This window comes from Brevibacterium sp. UCMA 11754, from assembly GCF_021532275.1.
In the GTDB taxonomy this organism is placed as follows: domain Bacteria; phylum Actinomycetota; class Actinomycetes; order Actinomycetales; family Brevibacteriaceae; genus Brevibacterium.
This window is the reverse complement of the sequence record NZ_JACBOT010000008.1, coordinates 111,599-130,520: the sequence shown is the minus strand read 5'-3', so window position 1 is coordinate 130,520 and position 18,922 is coordinate 111,599. Positions and strand designations below refer to the sequence as shown.

At 62.2% G+C, this 18,922-nt stretch carries 16 protein-coding genes and 6 pseudogenes; 10 read left to right on the top strand and 12 right to left on the bottom strand.

Going from position 1 to position 18,922, the window contains the following annotated elements; genetic code table 11:
* Positions 1-197 precede the first annotated feature (197 nt).
* From HX613_RS04605 to HX613_RS22515, 6 genes and pseudogenes are all read right to left on the bottom strand, one after another.
* Complete coding sequence (locus tag HX613_RS04605) at positions 198-530, bottom strand: AbgT family transporter (protein WP_235344265.1); 333 nt, start codon at positions 528-530, stop codon at positions 198-200.
* A gap of 268 nt (positions 531-798) precedes the next feature.
* Positions 799-1,845 (bottom strand): annotated as a pseudogene (locus HX613_RS04600) (inositol-3-phosphate synthase).
* Positions 1,846-2,116: 271 nt separating this feature from the next.
* Positions 2,117-2,509: a hypothetical protein gene (locus HX613_RS22525; protein ID WP_328284897.1), complete on the bottom strand. Its 393-nt coding sequence runs from the start codon at positions 2,507-2,509 to the stop codon at positions 2,117-2,119.
* Between the two features lie 113 nt (positions 2,510-2,622).
* Positions 2,623-2,784, bottom strand: a pseudogene (locus HX613_RS22980) (peptide chain release factor 3); the annotation flags it as partial.
* Positions 2,766-2,996, bottom strand: coding sequence for a hypothetical protein (locus HX613_RS22520; RefSeq protein WP_328284896.1), 231 nt, complete (start codon positions 2,994-2,996; stop codon positions 2,766-2,768). The gene HX613_RS22520 and the pseudogene HX613_RS22980, both read right to left, overlap by 19 nt.
* A pseudogene (locus HX613_RS22515) lies at positions 2,939-3,708 on the bottom strand (GTP-binding protein). Before HX613_RS22515 ends, HX613_RS22520 begins: the two are co-directional and overlap by 58 nt.
* Positions 3,709-3,987: 279 nt before the next feature.
* On the opposite strand from HX613_RS22515, the gene HX613_RS04590 reads away from it, so the two are divergent.
* The 5 genes and pseudogenes from HX613_RS04590 (at position 3,988) to HX613_RS04565 (ending at position 8,489) form a co-directional block, all read left to right on the top strand.
* Positions 3,988-4,257: a DUF3367 domain-containing protein gene (locus HX613_RS04590; RefSeq protein ID WP_235344264.1), complete on the top strand. Its 270-nt coding sequence runs from the start codon at positions 3,988-3,990 to the stop codon at positions 4,255-4,257.
* A 228-nt stretch (positions 4,258-4,485) separates the two neighbouring features.
* Positions 4,486-5,205 (top strand): annotated as a pseudogene (locus HX613_RS04585) (inositol-3-phosphate synthase); the annotation flags it as partial.
* Between the two features lie 272 nt (positions 5,206-5,477).
* Positions 5,478-7,060 (top strand): annotated as a pseudogene (locus tag HX613_RS04575) (AbgT family transporter).
* Between the two features lie 235 nt (positions 7,061-7,295).
* Positions 7,296-8,078, top strand: a complete 783-nt coding sequence (locus HX613_RS04570) for a Bax inhibitor-1/YccA family protein (protein WP_235344268.1) — start codon at positions 7,296-7,298, stop codon at positions 8,076-8,078.
* Between the two features lie 63 nt (positions 8,079-8,141).
* A complete protein-coding gene (locus tag HX613_RS04565) occupies positions 8,142-8,489 on the top strand; it encodes a hypothetical protein (RefSeq protein ID WP_235344260.1) in 348 nt (115 codons plus the stop codon).
* On the opposite strand, the gene HX613_RS04560 is transcribed toward HX613_RS04565, so the two are convergent.
* From HX613_RS04560 to HX613_RS04535, 6 genes and pseudogenes are all read right to left on the bottom strand, one after another.
* Positions 8,380-9,771, bottom strand: a complete 1,392-nt coding sequence (locus HX613_RS04560) for a hypothetical protein (protein WP_235344261.1) — start codon at positions 9,769-9,771, stop codon at positions 8,380-8,382. The two genes, HX613_RS04565 and HX613_RS04560, sit on opposite strands and share 110 nt — an antisense overlap.
* Before the next feature lie 148 nt (positions 9,772-9,919).
* On the bottom strand, positions 9,920-10,267 hold the full coding sequence (locus HX613_RS04555; protein WP_235344260.1) for a hypothetical protein: 348 nt from the start codon (positions 10,265-10,267) through the stop codon (positions 9,920-9,922).
* A 63-nt stretch (positions 10,268-10,330) separates the two neighbouring features.
* On the bottom strand, positions 10,331-11,113 hold the full coding sequence (locus HX613_RS04550) for a Bax inhibitor-1/YccA family protein (protein WP_235344268.1): 783 nt from the start codon (positions 11,111-11,113) through the stop codon (positions 10,331-10,333).
* A gap of 235 nt (positions 11,114-11,348) precedes the next feature.
* Positions 11,349-12,932 carry an AbgT family transporter gene (locus HX613_RS04545; protein ID WP_235344259.1) on the bottom strand — a complete coding sequence of 528 codons (1,584 nt, stop codon included), beginning with the start codon at positions 12,930-12,932 and terminating at the stop codon, positions 11,349-11,351.
* Positions 12,933-13,204: 272 nt separating this feature from the next.
* Positions 13,205-13,525, bottom strand: a pseudogene (locus HX613_RS04540) (inositol-3-phosphate synthase); the annotation flags it as partial.
* Positions 13,526-13,869: 344 nt separating this feature from the next.
* Positions 13,870-15,210, bottom strand: a complete 1,341-nt coding sequence (locus tag HX613_RS04535; protein WP_235344258.1) for an Nramp family divalent metal transporter — start codon at positions 15,208-15,210, stop codon at positions 13,870-13,872.
* 132 nt (positions 15,211-15,342) lie between these two features.
* Between HX613_RS04535 and HX613_RS04530 the strand changes: the two genes are divergently transcribed.
* The 5 genes from HX613_RS04530 (at position 15,343) to HX613_RS04510 (ending at position 18,750) form a co-directional block, all read left to right on the top strand.
* Complete coding sequence (locus tag HX613_RS04530) at positions 15,343-15,756, top strand: YidH family protein (protein ID WP_235344257.1); 414 nt, start codon at positions 15,343-15,345, stop codon at positions 15,754-15,756.
* Positions 15,753-16,103 (top strand): DUF202 domain-containing protein, encoded by a 351-nt coding sequence (locus HX613_RS04525; protein WP_235344256.1) that lies wholly within the window; start codon positions 15,753-15,755, stop codon positions 16,101-16,103. The genes HX613_RS04530 and HX613_RS04525 overlap by 4 nt, the downstream gene beginning before the upstream one ends.
* A gap of 59 nt (positions 16,104-16,162) precedes the next feature.
* Positions 16,163-16,480, top strand: a complete 318-nt coding sequence (locus tag HX613_RS04520) for a hypothetical protein (protein WP_143921062.1) — start codon at positions 16,163-16,165, stop codon at positions 16,478-16,480.
* A 119-nt stretch (positions 16,481-16,599) separates the two neighbouring features.
* On the top strand, positions 16,600-17,526 hold the full coding sequence (locus tag HX613_RS04515; RefSeq protein ID WP_235344255.1) for an AEC family transporter: 927 nt from the start codon (positions 16,600-16,602) through the stop codon (positions 17,524-17,526).
* A 174-nt stretch (positions 17,527-17,700) separates the two neighbouring features.
* Positions 17,701-18,750: a TIGR01906 family membrane protein gene (locus HX613_RS04510; RefSeq protein ID WP_235344254.1), complete on the top strand. Its 1,050-nt coding sequence runs from the start codon at positions 17,701-17,703 to the stop codon at positions 18,748-18,750.
* The last annotated feature ends 172 nt before the right edge of the window (positions 18,751-18,922 follow it).

Here is an 18,922-nt window from a genome sequence, read left to right as displayed (position 1 = left end):
GCGACGAGGCAGCCGAGCAGCGGATTGCGTCCCACAGCTTTGAACGCAGCCCGCGAGGCCGAATCATGCATCATGTATGAGGCGTCGGAGGCGATCGACGAGGCGGTGCCGGCGAGTGCCACGATGAACGTGATCCACTTCGTGAGGCACCGGCGATGGTTCCGCGCAGCATCGCCGGGATCAGCCCGGACGCTCGGCTACGGCCACGCCGATGAGCACGATGAGGACCAGGCCAATGGTGGGAACGTGACGAAGTTGTTCGTGGCTCCGGCAACGATCTCACGCAGGGATTCCGTGCTGAAGAGGTTGGTCACCGTCACCGTCTTGTCGGTGGCCGGATTGACGGCCTGCAGGCCGGAGGCGGAGAAGATCGCCGAGAGGATCATGACCACGACGGCCAGTGACAGGAACAGCCAGAGGGGTGAGGAAGCTTGTTTCGGCCTTCTCGATGACGACCAGCAGCGCATCAGCCAGCTGAGCTCGGCCGACTTCTTCTGTGTGGTGTCGGTGACAGCGGCGTTGCGCGACATCGATGCTCCTCGGTGATCGTAGAGGGTGTGCAGATGAGCAAGACGACGCGCTCACCTCGGGGCCGGTCACGACTCAGTGTGGCAGGGACCACTATGTGCAAGTTCTCAGTGTCATAGACAATGCCGACTGCGGCGAGCCGATCTCATATCCTGGATCGCCTGCCGGCATCCGCCGAGGTGGTGGGCGAGCATGTGCACGTCGCGGACAGAGAAAATGCCGACCGCACGTTGGTGCGATCGCATTCTCAGGTTGCGCGGCGCGTTCAGCTCAGCGGTCGAGGTTTCCTTGGATGAAGGCTTCGACGGCGTCATGAGCTGCGTCGTCGCCCTTCTGCTCGGGGGCGACTTCATGAAGTACGAGGATGCGGAGATGAGGGCTCCGCCGATGCCGCGGTCGAGTCCGATCTTCGCTGCACGGACGGCGTCGATGATGACTCCGCCGAGTTCGGTGAGTCCCAGACCTCGAGCTTGTATTCCAGGGATACCGGTGCATCACCGAAGTTGCGTCCTTCGAGACGGACGAATGCCCATTTGCGGTCGTCGAGCCATTCGACGTAGTCACTGGGACCGATGTGGACTTGCGTGCAGGCAGATCGGCGGTGGTGTTCGAGGTCACGGCCTGGGTCTTCGAGATCTTCTTCGATTCGAGGCGCTTGCGCTCGAGCATGTTCTTGAAGTCCATGTTGCCGCCGACGTTGAGCTGGTAGGTGCGGTCGAGGACGACACCGCGGTCTTCGAAGAGTTTGGCCATCACTCGGTGGGTGATGGTCGCACCGATCTGGCTCTTGATGTCGTCGCCGACGATGGGCACACACGGCGGCCTGGAATTTTCATCCCATTCCTTGGTGCCTGCGATGAAGACGGGCAGGGCGTTGACGAAGGCGACCTTTGCATCGATTGCGGCCTGCGCGTAGTGCTCCACGGCCTGCTGCGAGCCCACGGGCAGGTAGCAGACGAGCACATCAGCCTGAGCATCGCGCAGAGCCTGTGCGACGTCGACCGGCTCGAAGTCGGATTCGACGATCGTCTCGCGGTAATACTCGCCCAGTCCGTCCAGGGTCGGTCCGCGCTGGACCTGGGCACCTGTCGGCGGCACGTCGGCGAGCTTGATCGTGTTGTTCTCACTGGCGGTGATCGCTTCGGCGATGTCGGTGCCGACCTTCTTGCCGTCGACGTCGAAGGCAGTGACGAATTCGATATCACCGACGTGATAGTCCCCGAATTCAACGTGCATGAGTCCCGGTACTTTGGTTCCGGCGGCCGCATTCCGGTAATACTCAACACCTTGGATCAGGGAAGAGGCGCAGTTGCCCATTCCGGCAATCGCGACTCGAATCGATTTCGTTCCCACGTCTGTGATATCTCCTTTGTCATTTCGAGTCTCCCCGAGTGTCAGGTATGCCAAGATCTCAAGGGATTTCGAGCCTCAGATATTCCTGACGGAGTCCGCATTCCAACAGACCCAACTATTCATCTTAATCTCCCCGTCAAAACGACGGGACCCATCTGTCCTCGTCAAGATCTGGGGACGCGTCTGTCCTCGTCAAGATCTGGGGACGCGTGCCCGAGGGCCGCCTGGGTGTCGTTCAGCTGACGACGAGCGGTTCCAGGACCAGGTCAGGGTGGTTCTTCTGCACGCCTTGAAGGCGCCACCGATCGGAGAACAGCGCGAGCAGCTCTCCGTCAGACCGGTGCAGGACTTCAACGGATCGTTCCCTTGCCAGAGTCGGCACGCATTCCGGTGTGGTGCGCCTGGCCAACGAGAAGTTGAGGCGCTCCAGCGCACAGGGTGCGTGGAACTCGTTGTTCATCCGGTCCTCGGCGACCTCGAACTGCATCGGCCCGACGGCTCCGAGGACTGGGGCCTGGTCGCCGCGCAGGTCCGAGCGCAGCACCTGGATGACGCCTTCGTGGTCGAGCTGTTCGATGCCGCGGCGGAACTGCTTGTACTTCGAGGAGTCCTTGGCCCGGATGACCATGAAGTGTTCGGGAGAGAACGTCGGAATACGGGGAATTCGACCTTCTTGTCCAAGTAGAGGGAATCGCCGACTCGCAGAGCACTGGCGTTGACCAGACCGACGACGTCTCCTGGGAATGCTTCGTCGACGACGTCACGGTCGCGGCCGAAGACCTGCTGCGCATACTTCGTGGCGAAGGGTTTGCCGGTCGCGGCGTGAGTGAGCACGGAACCGCGTTCGAAGACGCCGGGAGCAGACGCGAATATAGGCCAGCCGGTCAGGTGGTTGGAGTCCATTCCAGCCTGGACCTTGAAGACGAATCCGGAGAACGGGTCGGCCACGTCACGGGTTCATCGTCCTTGTCCAGCCGGGCTTCTGCAGCAGGTGCCAGGTCGACGAGCATGTCGAGGAGTTTGTGGATGCCGAAGTTGAGCACTGCCGAGGCGAACATCACCGGGGTCGATTTACCGGCCAGGAACGTCTCCTGATCGTGGTTCTGATCTTCCATGTCGAGGAGATCCGATTCGTCGACCGCGGTCTGCCAGGCGTCACCTTCGAGCTCGATGGCTTTGTCTGCCGCGTAGGTCTCTTCCCGGCGATGCGCGCACCGGCATTGGTACGGTCGTACTTCGTGTAGTCACCGTCAGGTGAGACGGTCAAGGACTCCCTGAAGTCACCTGACTGTCCGACAGGCCAGGTCAGCGGGGTGGGCAGGAGGCCGGTGCGCTCCTGGACCTCATCCATGAGCTCCAGAGCGTCGAGACCGGCACGGTCCCATTTGTTGACCACGGTGATGATCGGAATATTGCGGTGGGCACAGACTTCGAAGAGCTTCATGGTCTGCGCCTCGAGGCCCTTGGCCGCATCGATGAGCATCACGGCGCAGTCGACGGCTGAGAGCACGCGGTAGGTGTCTCGGAGAAGTCCGCGTGGCCCGGGGTGTCAACGAGGTTGAAGACCGCATCCCGGTACTCGAACTGCAGCGCGGCCGAGGAGATCGAGATGCCGCGGTCCTGCTCCATCTTCATCCAGTCGGAGACAGTTGCGCGGCGACCGGCCTTGCCATGCGTAGCTCCGGCTTTGCCGATGGCTCGCGCGTGGAGGGCGAGCGCCTCGGTGGTCGTCGATTTACCCGCGTCGGGGTGCGAAATGACAGCGAACGTCCGGCGGCGGGCCGCCTGGGTTCGAATGTCCTTGTCAGAATACTGGCCAGAAGTCACCAAAATATCTTATCTCTCTTCTGTCTCTGACCGGGTGTCCGGTCAGTCACAGTTGTGGTCGGTGCGCGTCTGCGCCTGAGTTGGGCGTGTGTCTGCGGCTGTGTTCAGTCTGCGTGAGCGGTACAGCAGGGGCGTCCAGCGTCCTGTCGGATTCTGCGTTTAAGCTTGGTGGCGATGAATGAGGAATTTGTTGAATACGCCGGGACGCTCTGAACCGAAGGAACGCCTACTCAAGGCCTACGCTGATTCTCGCAGCGATCCTCGGCATCCCCTTCTCTCGTGTATGCGATCAAGTTCTCGCTCTCGATGGGGCAGTACACGAAGTACATGTTCGACATCGAAACCTCCGCATGGTTCGCCACCGGCATGGTGATGCTCAGCCTCTCCGGTGCGTTATGCCTCGTCGGCTACCTCGTGTTCCTGTTCATCGGCACCCGCCGGCGAACGTGGAAATGGCGCATCTGGTGGTCCGTCGCGGCCTTCCTGGCTGCGGCCATCCTCCCCATATGGTGGCTCTTCGCCGGCTACTTCACCTCCGCTCCCGCCTAGCCTCACAACTGTGCGAGGGCCTTTGCGATCCCTTCTCCGACACCGGGTGGGCCGTTCCCAGCGATTCGCGTAGAGGCTGACGCGCAGCTCTCGAGCATGATGATCACGTCCCGCCACTCACTGGGCACCGAGACGACAACCTTCGACCAGTCTGCTTGGACAGTTCGGGGAATCTGTTGCCGACCTTCTTCATCACGGAGTCGGTGCTGCCGCTGACGCGGTCCATGAGCTCTGCGCGATGCTCAGGCTGATGTGCTCGTCTGCTACCTGCCCCTGGTGCTCGCAGCAGGCCGTGGAGCACTACGCGCAGGCCGCAATCGATGCAAAGGTCGCCTTCGTCAACGCCCTGCCCGTCTTCATCGCAGGCACCAAGGAATGGGATGAAAATTCCAGGCCGCCGGTGTGCCCATCGTCGGCGACGACATCAAGAGCCAGATCGGTGCGACCATCACCCACCGAGTGATGGCCAAACTCTTCGAAGACCGCGGTGTCGTCCTCGACCGCACCTACCAGCTCAACGTCGGCGGCAACATGGACTTCAAGAACATGCTCGAGCGCAAGCGCCTCGAATCGAAGAAGATCTCGAAGACCCAGGCCGTGACCTCGAACACCACCGCCGATCTGCCTGCACGCAACGTCCACATCGGTCCCAGTGACTACGTCGAATGGCTCGACGACCGCAAATGGGCATTCGTCCGTCTCGAAGGACGCAACTTCGGTGATGCACCGGTATCCCTGGAATACAAGCTCGAGGTCTGGGACTCACCGAACTCGGCCGGAGTCATCATCGACGCCGTCCGTGCAGCGAAGATCGGACTCGACCGCGGCATCGGCGGAGCCCTCATCTCCGCATCCTCGTACTTCATGAAGTCGCCCCCGGAGCAGAAGGGCGACGACGCAGCTCATGACGCCGTCGAAGCCTTCATCCAAGGAAACCTCGACCGCTGAGCTGAACGCCGCAGCAACCTGAGAATGCCGATCGCACCAACGTGCGGTCGGCATTTTCTCTGTCCGCGACGTGCACATGCTCGCCCACCACCTCGGCGGATGCCGGCAGGCGATCCAGGATATGAGATCGGCTCGCCGCAGTCGGCATTGTCTATGACACTGAGAACTTGCACATAGTGGTCCCTGCCACACTGAGGTCGTGACCGGCCGCCGAGGTGAGCGGCGTCGTCTTGCTCATCTGCACACCCTCTACCGATCACCGAGGAGCATCGATGTCGCGCAACGCCGCTGTCACCGACACCACACAGAAGAAGTCGGCCGAGCTCAGCTGGCTGATGCGCCTGCTGGTCGTCATCGAGAAGGCCGGAAACAAGCTTCCTCACCCCTTCTGGCTGTTCCTGTCACTGGCCGTCGTGGTCATGATCCTCTCGGCGATCTTCTCCGCCTCCGGCCTGCAGGCCGTCAATCCGGCCACCGACAAGACGGTGACGGTGACCAACCTCTTCAGCACGGAATCCCTGCGTGAGATCGTTGCCGGAGCCACGAACAACTTCGTCACGTTCCCACCATTGGCCTGGTCCTCATCGTGCTCATCGGCGTGGCCGTAGCCGAGCAGTCCGGGCTGATCCCGGCGATGCTGCGCGGAACCATCGCCGGTGCCTCACCGAAGTGGATCACGTTCATCGTGGCACTCGCCGGCACCGCCTCGTCGATCGCCTCCGACGCCTCATACATGATCATGATTCCCCTCGGCGGGCTCGCGTTCAAAGCTGTGGGACGCAATCCGCTGCTCGGCTGCCTCGTCGCCTACGCCGCCACCTCGGGCGGATACTCGGCAGCACCCATGGTCAACTCCTTGGATACTATCCTCGGCGGGCTCTCCACGTCGGCGGCTCAGATCATCGACCCGGAATATGTGGTCAGCCCCGTCGCGAACTTCTACTTCAACTTCGTCTCGATGTTCGTCGTTGCGGTCGCCGTCACCCTGGTCACCGAACTCCTGCTGACCAAGCGCGCCGACCAGATCGAACTCGATGAACCGGATGAGAACGACCCCGACAACTTCGACGTCAAAATGGCACTGGATGCCAACGAGAAGCGCGGAATGGTCTTCGCTGTGCTCAGCATCGTCGCCTGCGCTGCGATATTGTTCTTCCTCGCGCTGCCCGAAGGCTCCTTCCTGAGGGACGAGGCAGGCAGCTTCGGTCCCGAATCGGGCCTGATGGCAGGAATCGCTGCCATCATCGGCTTCGGCTTCTTCATCATCGGCATCGTCTACGGCTACGCCACCGGATCGATCAAGAAGACCTCCGACATTCCCGACATGATGGGCAAGGGGCTCCTGCCGTTCGTCCCAGTGATCGTCCTCTTCTTCGCGGCCAGCCAGTTCCTCGCGCTGTTCAAGATGTCCAGCCTCGGCGAGATCCTCGCGATCAAGGGAGCCGAGTTCTTCGGTTCACTCGACACCGGAACGTTCGTCATCCTCCTCGGCGGATGGCTGCTTGTGGCACTCGGTGCCCTGTTCCTGACCTCCGGATCGGGACTGTGGACGCTCATGGCGCCGGTCCTCGTGCCGATGTTCATGCTCCTGTCCATCGCTCCGGAGACCACGCAGGCCCTCTACCGCATCGGTGACTCGACGACGAACATCATCTCCCCGATGAGCCCGTACTTCGTTGTGGTCCTCGGCTTCATCCAGCGGTACAAGAAGTCTGCGGGAATCGGCACCGTGCTGTCGTTCACCATTCCGCTCTCATTCGCGATGTTCGTTCTCTGGGGACTGCTCTTCTTCATCTGGTGGGCCACCGGAATTCCATGGGGTCCAGGAGCCGCCACGAGCTACCACATGGGTTGAGGCCTCTGGTTCGGCTCGCGAGGTGGGGCGGATACAACGCCTGCCGTGGATGTGGGAATAACCTGGCCGCCGACGAGCGTTACGATCGTGCAACGCTCGTTGGCTCGAGCACTGGTTCTTCAGTGACTGTCCAGCTCAGGTGACTAGACTGAGACCATGATTCAACTCTCGTGCGGCATTTCGTCTGTGCGAGCAACCTGCTCAGATCGAAAGGATCTCGACCGTGAGTAACCCCATGATGAACCGGGCGATCAACCAGGGAGCCCAAGCCGGACGCAATCAGCCCGTCATGTCTGACCAGGATCTCAACAACCTGTTCAGCCAGCCAGCCGCGCAGAACCGCAACGCTGGCCCGCAGGTCGCTGACCGGGCGATGACCTACGACGACGTCATGATGAAGACCGGTGTTCTCTTCACCATCCTCCTAGCCGGTGCTGTGCTCGGTTGGTTCGTTCCGCCACTCGCCTTGCCCGCGATGCTCATCGCGCTGGTTCTCGGCTTGGTGAACGCCTTCAAGAAGGAACCCAGCAAAGCCCTGATCATCGGCTACGCCGCGTTCGAGGGTGTCTTCCTCGGCGGTATCTCCGGGATCTTCGAGCGGCTGTACGACGGCATCGTCGTCCAGGCCGTGCTCGCCACGCTCTGCGTCTTCGGCGTCATGCTCGCCCTGTTCAAGTTCAAAGGCGTGCGCTATGGCTCGAAGATGAAGAAGTTTATGTTCATCGCCATCGGCGGTTACGCGATCTTCTCCCTGATCAACTTCGGCGTCGCCATGTTCACCGGCACCGGAGGTGCTCGCAGCATGGAGGTCTTTGGCATACCGCTGGGAATCGTCATCGGCATCGTCGCCACAGTGCTTGCAGCCATGACGCTGATCATGGACTTCCAGATGATCGAAGAGGGCGTCAAGCACAAGATCCCCGAGAAGTACTCCTGGATGTGCGCATTCTCCCTCATGGTCACCCTCGTGTGGCTCTACATCGAAATCCTGCGCCTCATCTCCTACTTCAGGAACTAGACACCCCAGATCCCGGGACCACCCCAGCTGCGTGCTCCCGGGAGCGGTGTCTATGATTGAGCCATGAACAACGTGACGGCGGACCTCGACACAGAGGTCCGCCGTCTGCGTATCCGCATCATCGGACTCAACCCGCGTCAGCTCGCCGAGGCGGGCCCGAATTCCCCCGGCAACGGCGCAGGCAGCTTGTCGCGCAGAGACACCATCGCCGAGGCGCTTGCGCAGTTCTCGTCCATCGGCTCCGATGGCAGGCCGGTCCCGGACCTGGGTGATCAGAGCCTGGCCGATCAGGTCGTCGTCCTCATCGCAGAGGGGATGGCCTCGGCCGAGGAACTCCCCGAGGCGCAACAGCAAGAGCGGTTGGCACAGCTTCTTGACGCGGCAGTGCGACTGCGTCGATGTCTTGCCTAGGATCGATAGGACTCCATTGTCGAGCACTGCCGAAATCGACCGTGGACAATCCGTCATCGTTCTGTAAGGTTTCCCGTCCTCTCCGGGAGGCGCAGACGAGGATAATCAATGGCACCATCCGCCGCTTTGAGAAGGTGCCACACTGACGATGACAGATCGCCGCCCGCTGCTCTTCACCCTCGCCGGAATCGTCGCGACCCTCGTGTACTTCGGTGCCGCCGAGTTCATCGCCGGTGCCTTCGCCGCCACCTCGGCGCCTCTGCTGATCCTGGGTCAGACGTTCATCCCGCTCGTGCCGACAGCCATGATCAAGGCCGCCATCAGCATCTTCGGCACAAACGACAAACTCGCCCTCGTCATCACTCTGGGCATCGTCGGAGCGATCCTCGGAGGCGTGATCGGACGAATCGGCCTGCACCGACGTAGCCTGTCCTTCGTCCTCCTCATCGGCCTCGGGATCCTGCCCGTGGTCGTGCTGCTGAGCACCGGCGGATCGCTCCTCGACGCGGTCCCGGCCCTTGGGGGAGTGGCACTGGGCTGCGCGGCGTACGTGGGGTTGATTCGCCTCGGCGATGGCCGAGAACTGCGAGCCGAGGACTCTCAGGGCACAGATCGGAGTGCCGACATCGACGGCCAGCCGGGCAGCGACCGTCGTGCCTTCTTCGGTCTCGCCGCAGGACTGAGCGCGGTCGGCATCGCGCCGCGATCGCGGCAGGCCAGTCGGCATCGCGGCGATGCCGACCGCGCTCAGTCCTGCGGCGAGACCGAAGAAGGCACGACGGTCGCTGCCCGGCTGGCCGTCGATGTCGGCACTCCGATCTGTGCCCTGAGAGTCCTCGGCTCGCAGTTCTCGGCCATCGCCGAGGCGAATCAACCCCACGTACGCCGCGCAGCCCAGTGCCACTCCCCCAAGGGCCGGGACCGCGTCGAGGAGCGATCCGCCGGTGCTCAGCAGCACGACCACGGGCAGGATCCCGAGGCCGATGAGGAGGACGAAGGACAGGCTACGTCGGTGCAGGCCGATTCGTCCGATCACGCCTCCGAGGATCGCTCCGACGATGCCCAGAGTGATGACGAGGGCGAGTTTGTCGTTTGTGCCGAAGATGCTGATGGCGGCCTTGATCATGGCTGTCGGCACGAGCGGGATGAACGTCTGACCCAGGATCAGCAGAGGCGCCGAGGTGGCGGCGAAGGCACCGGCGATGAACTCGGCGGCACCGAAGTACACGAGGGTCGCGACGATTCCGGCGAGGGTGAAGAGCAGCGGGCGGCGATCTGTCATCGTCAGTGTGGCACCTTCTCAAAGCGGCGGATGGTGCCATTGATTATCCTCGTCTGCGCCTCCCGGAGAGGACGGGAAACCTTACAGAACGATGACGGATTGTCCACGGTCGATTTCGGCAGTGCTCGACAATGGAGTCCTATCGATCCTAGGCAAGACATCGACGCAGTCGCACTGCCGCGTCAAGAAGCTGTGCCAACCGCTCTTGCTGTTGCGCCTCGGGGAGTTCCTCGGCCGAGGCCATCCCCTCTGCGATGAGGACGACGACCTGATCGGCCAGGCTCTGATCACCCAGGTCCGGGACCGGCCTGCCATCGGAGCCGATGGACGAGAACTGCGCAAGCGCCTCGGCGATGGTGTCTCTGCGCGACAAGCTGCCTGCGCCGTTGCCGGGGGAATTCGGGCCCGCCTCGGCGAGCTGACGCGGGTTGAGTCCGATGATGCGGATACGCAGACGGCGGACCTCTGTGTCGAGGTCCGCCGTCACGTTGTTCATGGCTCAATCATAGACACCGCTCCCGGGAGCACGCAGCTGGGGTGGTCCCGGGATCTGGGGTGTCTAGTTCCTGAAGTAGGAGATGAGGCGCAGGATTTCGATGTAGAGCCACACGAGGGTGACCATGAGGGAGAATGCGCACATCCAGGAGTACTTCTCGGGGATCTTGTGCTTGACGCCCTCTTCGATCATCTGGAAGTCCATGATCAGCGTCATGGCTGCAAGCACTGTGGCGACGATGCCGATGACGATTCCCAGCGGTATGCCAAAGACCTCCATGCTGCGAGCACCTCCGGTGCCGGTGAACATGGCGACGCCGAAGTTGATCAGGGAGAAGATCGCGTAACCGCCGATGGCGATGAACATAAACTTCTTCATCTTCGAGCCATAGCGCACGCCTTTGAACTTGAACAGGGCGAGCATGACGCCGAAGACGCAGAGCGTGGCGAGCACGGCCTGGACGACGATGCCGTCGTACAGCCGCTCGAAGATCCCGGAGATACCGCCGAGGAAGACACCCTCGAACGCGGCGTAGCCGATGATCAGGGCTTTGCTGGGTTCCTTCTTGAAGGCGTTCACCAAGCCGAGAACCAGCGCGATGAGCATCGCGGGCAAGGCGAGTGGCGGAACGAACCAACCGAGCACAGCACCGGCTAGGAGGATGGTGAAGAGAACACCGGTCTTCATCATGACGTCGTCGTAGGTCATCGCCCGGTCAGCGACCTGCGGGCCAGCGTTGCGGTTCTGCGCGGCTGGCTGGCTGAACAGGTTGTTGAGATCCTGGTCAGACATGACGGGCTGATTGCGTCCGGCTTGGGCTCCCTGGTTGATCGCCCGGTTCATCATGGGGTTACTCACGGTCGAGATCCTTTCGATCTGAGCAGGTTGCTCGCACAGACGAAATGCCGCACGAGAGTTGAATCATGGTCTCAGTCTAGTCACCTGAGCTGGACAGTCACTGAAGAACCAGTGCTCGAGCCAACGAGCGTTGCACGATCGTAACGCTCGTCGGCGGCCAGGTTATTCCCACATCCACGGCAGGCGTTGTATCCGCCCCACCTCGCGAGCCGAACCAGAGGCCTCAACCCATGTGGTAGCTCGTGGCGGCTCCTGGACCCCATGGAATTCCGGTGGCCCACCAGATGAAGAAGAGCAGTCCCCAGAGAACGAACATCGCGAATGAGAGCGGAATGGTGAACGACAGCACGGTGCCGATTCCCGCAGACTTCTTGTACCGCTGGATGAAGCCGAGGACCACAACGAAGTACGGGCTCATCGGGGAGATGATGTTCGTCGTCGAGTCACCGATGCGGTAGAGGGCCTGCGTGGTCTCCGGAGCGATGGACAGGAGCATGAACATCGGCACGAGGACCGGCGCCATGAGCGTCCACAGTCCCGATCCGGAGGTCAGGAACAGGGCACCGAGTGCCACAAGCAGCCATCCGCCGAGGAGGATGACGAACGTTCCGGTGTCGAGTGAACCGAAGAACTCGGCTCCCTTGATCGCGAGGATCTCGCCGAGGCTGGACATCTTGAACAGCGCGAGGAACTGGCTGGCCGCGAAGAAGAGGACGATCACTGGGACGAACGGCAGGAGCCCCTTGCCCATCATGTCGGGAATGTCGGAGGTCTTCTTGATCGATCCGGTGGCGTAGCCGTAGACGATGCCGATGATGAAGAAGCCGAAGCCGATGATGGCAGCGATTCCTGCCATCAGGCCCGATTCGGGACCGAAGCTGCCTGCCTCGTCCCTCAGGAAGGAGCCTTCGGGCAGCGCGAGGAAGAACAATATCGCAGCGCAGGCGACGATGCTGAGCACAGCGAAGACCATTCCGCGCTTCTCGTTGGCATCCAGTGCCATTTTGACGTCGAAGTTGTCGGGGTCGTTCTCATCCGGTTCATCGAGTTCGATCTGGTCGGCGCGCTTGGTCAGCAGGAGTTCGGTGACCAGGGTGACGGCGACCGCAACGACGAACATCGAGACGAAGTTGAAGTAGAAGTTCGCGACGGGGCTGACCACATATTCCGGGTCGATGATCTGAGCCGCCGACGTGGAGAGCCCGCCGAGGATAGTATCCAAGGAGTTGACCATGGGTGCTGCCGAGTATCCGCCCGAGGTGGCGGCGTAGGCGACGAGGCAGCCGAGCAGCGGATTGCGTCCCACAGCTTTGAACGCGAGCCCGCCGAGGGGAATCATGATCATGTATGAGGCGTCGGAGGCGATCGACGAGGCGGTGCCGGCGAGTGCCACGATGAACGTGATCCACTTCGGTGAGGCACCGGCGATGGTTCCGCGCAGCATCGCCGGGATCAGCCCGGACTGCTCGGCTACGGCCACGCCGATGAGCACGATGAGGACCAGGCCCAATGGTGGGAACGTGACGAAGTTGTTCGTGGCTCCGGCAACGATCTCACGCAGGGATTCCGTGCTGAAGAGGTTGGTCACCGTCACCGTCTTGTCGGTGGCCGGATTGACGGCCTGCAGGCCGGAGGCGGAGAAGATCGCCGAGAGGATCATGACCACGACGGCCAGTGACAGGAACAGCCAGAAGGGGTGAGGAAGCTTGTTTCCGGCCTTCTCGATGACGACCAGCAGGCGCATCAGCCAGCTGAGCTCGGCCGACTTCTTCTGTGTGGTGTCGGTGACAGCGGCGTTGCGCGACATCGATGCTCCTCGGTGATCGGTAGAGGGTGTGCAGATGAGCAAGACGACGCCGCTCACCTCGGCGGCCGGTCACGACCTCAGTGTGGCAGGGACCACTATGTGCAAGTTCTCAGTGTCATAGACAATGCCGACTGCGGCGAGCCGATCTCATATCCTGGATCGCCTGCCGGCATCCGCCGAGGTGGTGGGCGAGCATGTGCACGTCGCGGACAGAGAAAATGCCGACCGCACGTTGGTGCGATCGGCATTCTCAGGTTGCTGCGGCGTTCAGCTCAGCGGTCGAGGTTTCCTTGGATGAAGGCTTCGACGGCGTCATGAGCTGCGTCGTCGCCCTTCTGCTCCGGGGGCGACTTCATGAAGTACGAGGATGCGGAGATGAGGGCTCCGCCGATGCCGCGGTCGAGTCCGATCTTCGCTGCACGGACGGCGTCGATGATGACTCCGGCCGAGTTCGGTGAGTCCCAGACCTCGAGCTTGTATTCCAGGGATACCGGTGCATCACCGAAGTTGCGTCCTTCGAGACGGACGAATGCCCATTTGCGGTCGTCGAGCCATTCGACGTAGTCACTGGGACCGATGTGGACGTTGCGTGCAGTTGCATACCAGTCGGCTTGTGGGTCGGCATCGAACTGCTCATCCGTGAAGATCTCTTCGGGATTCGGCCAGGGCCTGCCGAAGGTGTCGCCGAAGTACCCGAGCTCCACGTTGGCCATATGCGGTCGAGGACGACGCCTAAGAGGTTGAGGCCTGTGCCCGTGCGCGGCAGCCGCAGGTCACGTTCGCCGAGACCGTCCAGCTTCCACATCAGATCGTTGCGGCATGCCTGCAGGTGGTTCTTCAGGATCGTCTTCATCGCATCGTCGCGGGCCATGTCTCTAGTCTGCCGCACCGGCGGGAAGAAGAACAGAGTCTTCCCGCCGGCGCGGCAGACGACATCTCATCCGCCCCAGAGCGGAGCCAGGCTCGAGTAGAGCTGCTGAACGCCGAGGATGATGAAGAGCAGCGCTGTGATGGCCAGGGCGATATTGGTGTGCAGCTTGTTGGCCCACTTCTTCGGGATCTTCTTACCATTGAGGAGACCGAGCAGTGTGATCGCCAGGAACGGCATGAACAGCGATCCGAGTACACCGTAGGCCAGGATCAGACCGATCGGCTTGCCCAGCAGGAAGAGCAGCATGGGCGGGAAGGTCAGCCACAACACGTAGAACTTGAAGTACTTTCCGCCGGTCAGCGTGTCAGGGTGACCGCTGGGCTTCTTGCGCATGTGTCCCCAGAAGTCGGCGAACATGAGCGATACACCGTTCCACACTCCGATGATCGAGGAGAAGGATGCGGCCCAGAAGCCGATGAGGAAGCCGGTTCCGACCACATCGCCGTATTTGGCTTTGAGGACATCTGCGAGTTCGATCAGTCCCTTGTCATCGGCAGAGATGGAGACTCCGGCTGCGCGCACGACCTCGGCTCCGACGATGAGCATGGCGATGACGAAGATCCCTGTCAGCACGTAGGCCATGGAGTTGTCGATGCGCATCACACGCATCCATTTGGGTGTGTGCCAGCCCTTCTCACGCAGCCAGTATCCGTAGGCAGCGAGGGTGATTGTGCCGCCGACACCGCCGGCCAGAGCCAAGGTGTAGATGACGCCGCCTTCCGGAATCAGCGGGATGAGTCCGGTGAGCATTTCCGGAATGTTGGGAACGGCGATGATAGCCAGGCCCACAACGGTGACGAACATGATTCCGACGAGGGCCGCGGTGATCTTCTCGAAGACGGTGTACCGCCCGAACCAGACCATGGCGAAACCGGCCAGGCCCATGACGATCGCCCACACTGTGAGGTTGACTCCCGGAAACAGTGCGGCCAGAGGGAGAGCGGCAGAACTCATCGCGGTGGCACCGTAGACGAATCCCCAGATGATGATGTAAGGCCCGAAGTACCAGGTCGTCCACCGTCCCAGTGAGGTCCAACCCTCGAAGATCGTCTTCCCCGTGGCCAGAGTGAATCGACCTGCACCCTCGACGAGGACGATCTTGAGGATCACACCGACGATCACCGCCCACATCAGTCCGTAGCCGAACTGGCTGCCGGCCACAAGAGTCGCCACCATGTCGGCGGCGCCGACACCGGTCGCGGCCACGACCAGGCCAGGACCGATCACCTTCCATTTGGCCGGCCCCTCGGCCTCGGGCACACCCGTGCCTGCACCTGGGTCTGCCGCACCTGGGTCTGCCGGATCGCCGGCACCGGATGGCTGCGGCCTGTTTTCACTGTCAGTCATGTAGCGTCTTCACCTTCATCATCGGCTGCACCGCCCGCACCACTGACATCGAACTCACCGTCGCGCCCAAATCGCACTACCGGCGACTTCGCGTCTGGAGGCGAACTTCAGCGGAAATCGTCGTACCTTGACATGGTATTCGACCACAGCAGTTATCCTCGATACGTGACCCACGACGACTCACGCAGCAGGATCGCCCGACAGATATTTCCCGACGGCGAAGATCCCGATCCGCGTTTCACCCTCGCCAACGAACGCACATTCCTATCATGGATCCGCACGGCGCTGGCATTCATCGGCGGTGGCATTGCGGTCGAGGCCTTCACCTCGGAGATCTTCACCTCTGGCCTACGTGCGACCTTATCGATCGTGCTCATGGTCATCGGATTCATCCTCGCCGCCGGTGCGGCATTCAGATGGCACCGCATCGAATCGGCCATGCGCCACAAGACGTCGCTGCCGCTGCCTCTCATCATTCCCATCGTCAGCCTGGCCACAGCATTGGGTGCCGGCCTCCTCGTTCTGGTCTTCGCCGAAGTCCTATGACCACGCCGCCCCCCAGACGGCCCCAGCCACATGCCGATCCGGGACTGCAACCCGAGCGGACGACCCAGTCCTGGCTGCGCACCAGCCTGACGATGACCGTTGTCAGCCTCCTGTTCATCCGCTGGATCAATGTGTTCGGAGGACTGTCCGTCGTGATCTTCGTCGTCTGCATCGCATTGGCGATCGCCGCGATCGCCCTGCAGGTCAGGCGCTACCGCCTCGGAGCGGGGTCCATTCGCGCCGAACGGGGGCGTCCGACCCCCTGGGCGATCCTCTTCCTCACCAGCTCGGTCTGCCTCATCGCGGTTCTCGGAATCGCCTCGGTCATCAAGATCTCTCTCGATTGACGGTCCTCGTTGTGAGACCGCCGTTCGGTTCCAGTCCGGCATTGCCTAAACTGGACGTCATGAAGGACGCACGTGAAGTTTCGACCGCCCCACTTGTCGCCGCAGGTCTCGTCGGCGGATTCCTGACCGCCCGCGAGACCGGGATCCGTCCCCTCGGCGGAGTCGTGCTCGCAGCTGCCGGTGCCTACGCGGCCCGCACCTGGTTCACCAAGGCGGGCTGGCCCGTCGGCACGGCACTGACCTTGGGCTACCTCGGCGGGTTCGGAGCATCTCATCCCCTGGCGAAGAAGATCGGTGCTTGGCCCGCTGTGTTCAGCGTCGCCGCCGTGACTGCGACAGCTGCCTATGCAGCCGTCGACTCTGCCACCACCGACTGACCCCACCACTGCCTGACCCGACCACCACTGCCTGACCCGACCACCACTGTCTGACCCACCACCACTGTCTGCCTCGGCCGAAGCCGACTGATCCGGAAAGCGAGGACCACCGGTAGCCCATGCTGGCTGTTTTCGAAGGCTTCGCCGTCATCGCAGGTGTCATCCTGGTCGGATTCGTGCTGGGACGATCCGAAGTCCTCGGGCCCAACGGTCAGCAGGTCATCGCGAAGCTGGTCTTCTATGCCGGCACCCCCACCCTGCTCTACGTCACCGTTGCCGACACCGATCTGCGGCTGATCTTCAACACAGCGCTCCTGGCCACGGGCGGGTCCGCAGTGATCGTGGGCGTGCTCCTGTTCGTGCTCACCCGATACATCCGCAAGCGCAGCACCGGTGAGGCGATGTTCTCCGCCTGGGCCGTCAGCTACGTCAACATCGGCAATCTCGGAATCCCGATTGCGGCCTACGTCCTCCACGACATCGGATATGTCGCGCCTGTGCTGCTGTTCCAGCTGCTCATCCTCGCACCCATCGGCATGGCCGTTCTCGACGCCGCGGGGAAGAAGAAGCTCGATCAGCGCTGGTACTCCGGCGTGCTCCAGATCCTCCGTAACCCCATTGTCCTCGGTGCTGCCGCCGGTGTGGCCGCCTCAGCGACGGGCTTCGAACTTCCGCGCTTCATCTTCGAGCCCATCGACATGATCGGTGCCACTGCGGTCCCGGGAGCACTGCTGGCCTTCGGCATCTCGCTCAAGGACGGTTGGGGGCTTCCAGCTCCCGGATCCAGGAAGCAGCTGACGTACATCACCATCGCCAAGCAGGTCATCCAGCCTGCCCTGGCCTGGGTCATCGGCGGTCCCCTGCTGGGATACTCCGGCATCGCTCTGTTCGCCATCGTCGTCACTTCGGCTCTGCCGACGGCGCAGAACGTCTACATCTACTCCATGCAGTACCGACAGTCCGAGGCGCTCATGCGTGATGCGGTCTTCATCACCACCGTGCTGGCAGTGCCGACACTCGTCATCATCGCTGCTCTGCTGGGCTGACTGCCCAGCCCCACTGGGTTGACCGCCAGGCCCTGCTGGACTGCCCATGCGGGCGGGCTGCAGGGCAGAATTCGGGACGGCGGGCCACCTCGGCGATCCCGTTGGCCTCGGTGATCTGGGGGTCTGTGGCGTGTCGGAGCCCGCTTGCCCACCCGGGTCACTGACAATGGGAACGTGGCTGGAGACAAGAAGAACGAGACCGAAGACCTCCTGAGCAGGCGGATGAGTTCAGGATCCAGTAGTGCTGCCGAAAAGCAGACTGAGCCTCCGCTGGAGGCCGCGAACGATCCTTCGACCGACACCGAGGCGTTCGATCCGATCCGGGAGCCGATCCCCAAGGACGAACCCAAGCCCTCAACCGGGCCTGTCCGCGTCGCGCCTGCTCACTCGTCGCATCCCCCCGAGACCGCCCGGACCCGCGAGGTTCCTGCCAACGCTCGCACTGCCGTGATGAGCGAAGCGGACTGGGCCGCCGTGACTCAAGCCGCGACGTCCACCGAGACTCATGACCCTGAGGTGCCCGAACGCCGTCGCAGCGTCCTCGATGTCATCGGCACCATCTGGATCACACTGGCCATACCGTTCATCCTCCTGGCCTTGGCCGTGCGCTTCGTCGCCTCCGGACTGTTCATCAAGTTCGAGTACTTCCGACCCGGATTCCCGGCCGACCAATTCGGCTTCGGCAGCGCCGACCGCGAACACTACGCCACCTACGTCATCGACTACCTGGCGAACCTCGACTCTCGGCGTTACCTCGCCGATGTGATCATGCCCAATGGCGAGCCCATCTTCATCTCCGAAGAGCTCAATCACATGGCCGACGTCAAGGACCTCATCTCACTGCTGTACCTGATTGCGATGATCGGCCTCATCGGCGCGGTCCTCTTCGGCCTCTACATGTCACGCAGGCACGGCATGGGAATCCACGTCGGGCTGCGTTTGGGCACCATCATCAGCATCATCGCCATGGCCGCCGCGGCAGTGCTGGCATTCCTCGGGTGGGATACCTTCTTCCGTGGATTCCACAAAGTCTTCTTCTCCGACGGGACCTGGGAGTTCTACAGCGACGATTCCCTTATCCGACTCTTCCCGCCCCAGTTCTGGGTCGACGCGGGAATTGCCGGAGGCGGACTCTTCGTCCTCCTGGCCATCGTCCTCTTCTGGCTCAGCTTTGCCGGCCACAAGAAACGCCGTGCACTGAAGAAGGCCCGGCGAGAAGCCTGAGCACGATGGGCATCGCGCCCAAGTGAAACCTGCGGACTCTGTCCGCTCCACGATTACGGCCGGGTGGTCTTTCCCCTTCCACCCGGCCGCATTCTCCGTCCTGCGTCTGTCCGTCCGCTCTGGGACGTCATATCGAGAATGGACGCGGATGGATGCCGCCTTGGCGGCACAT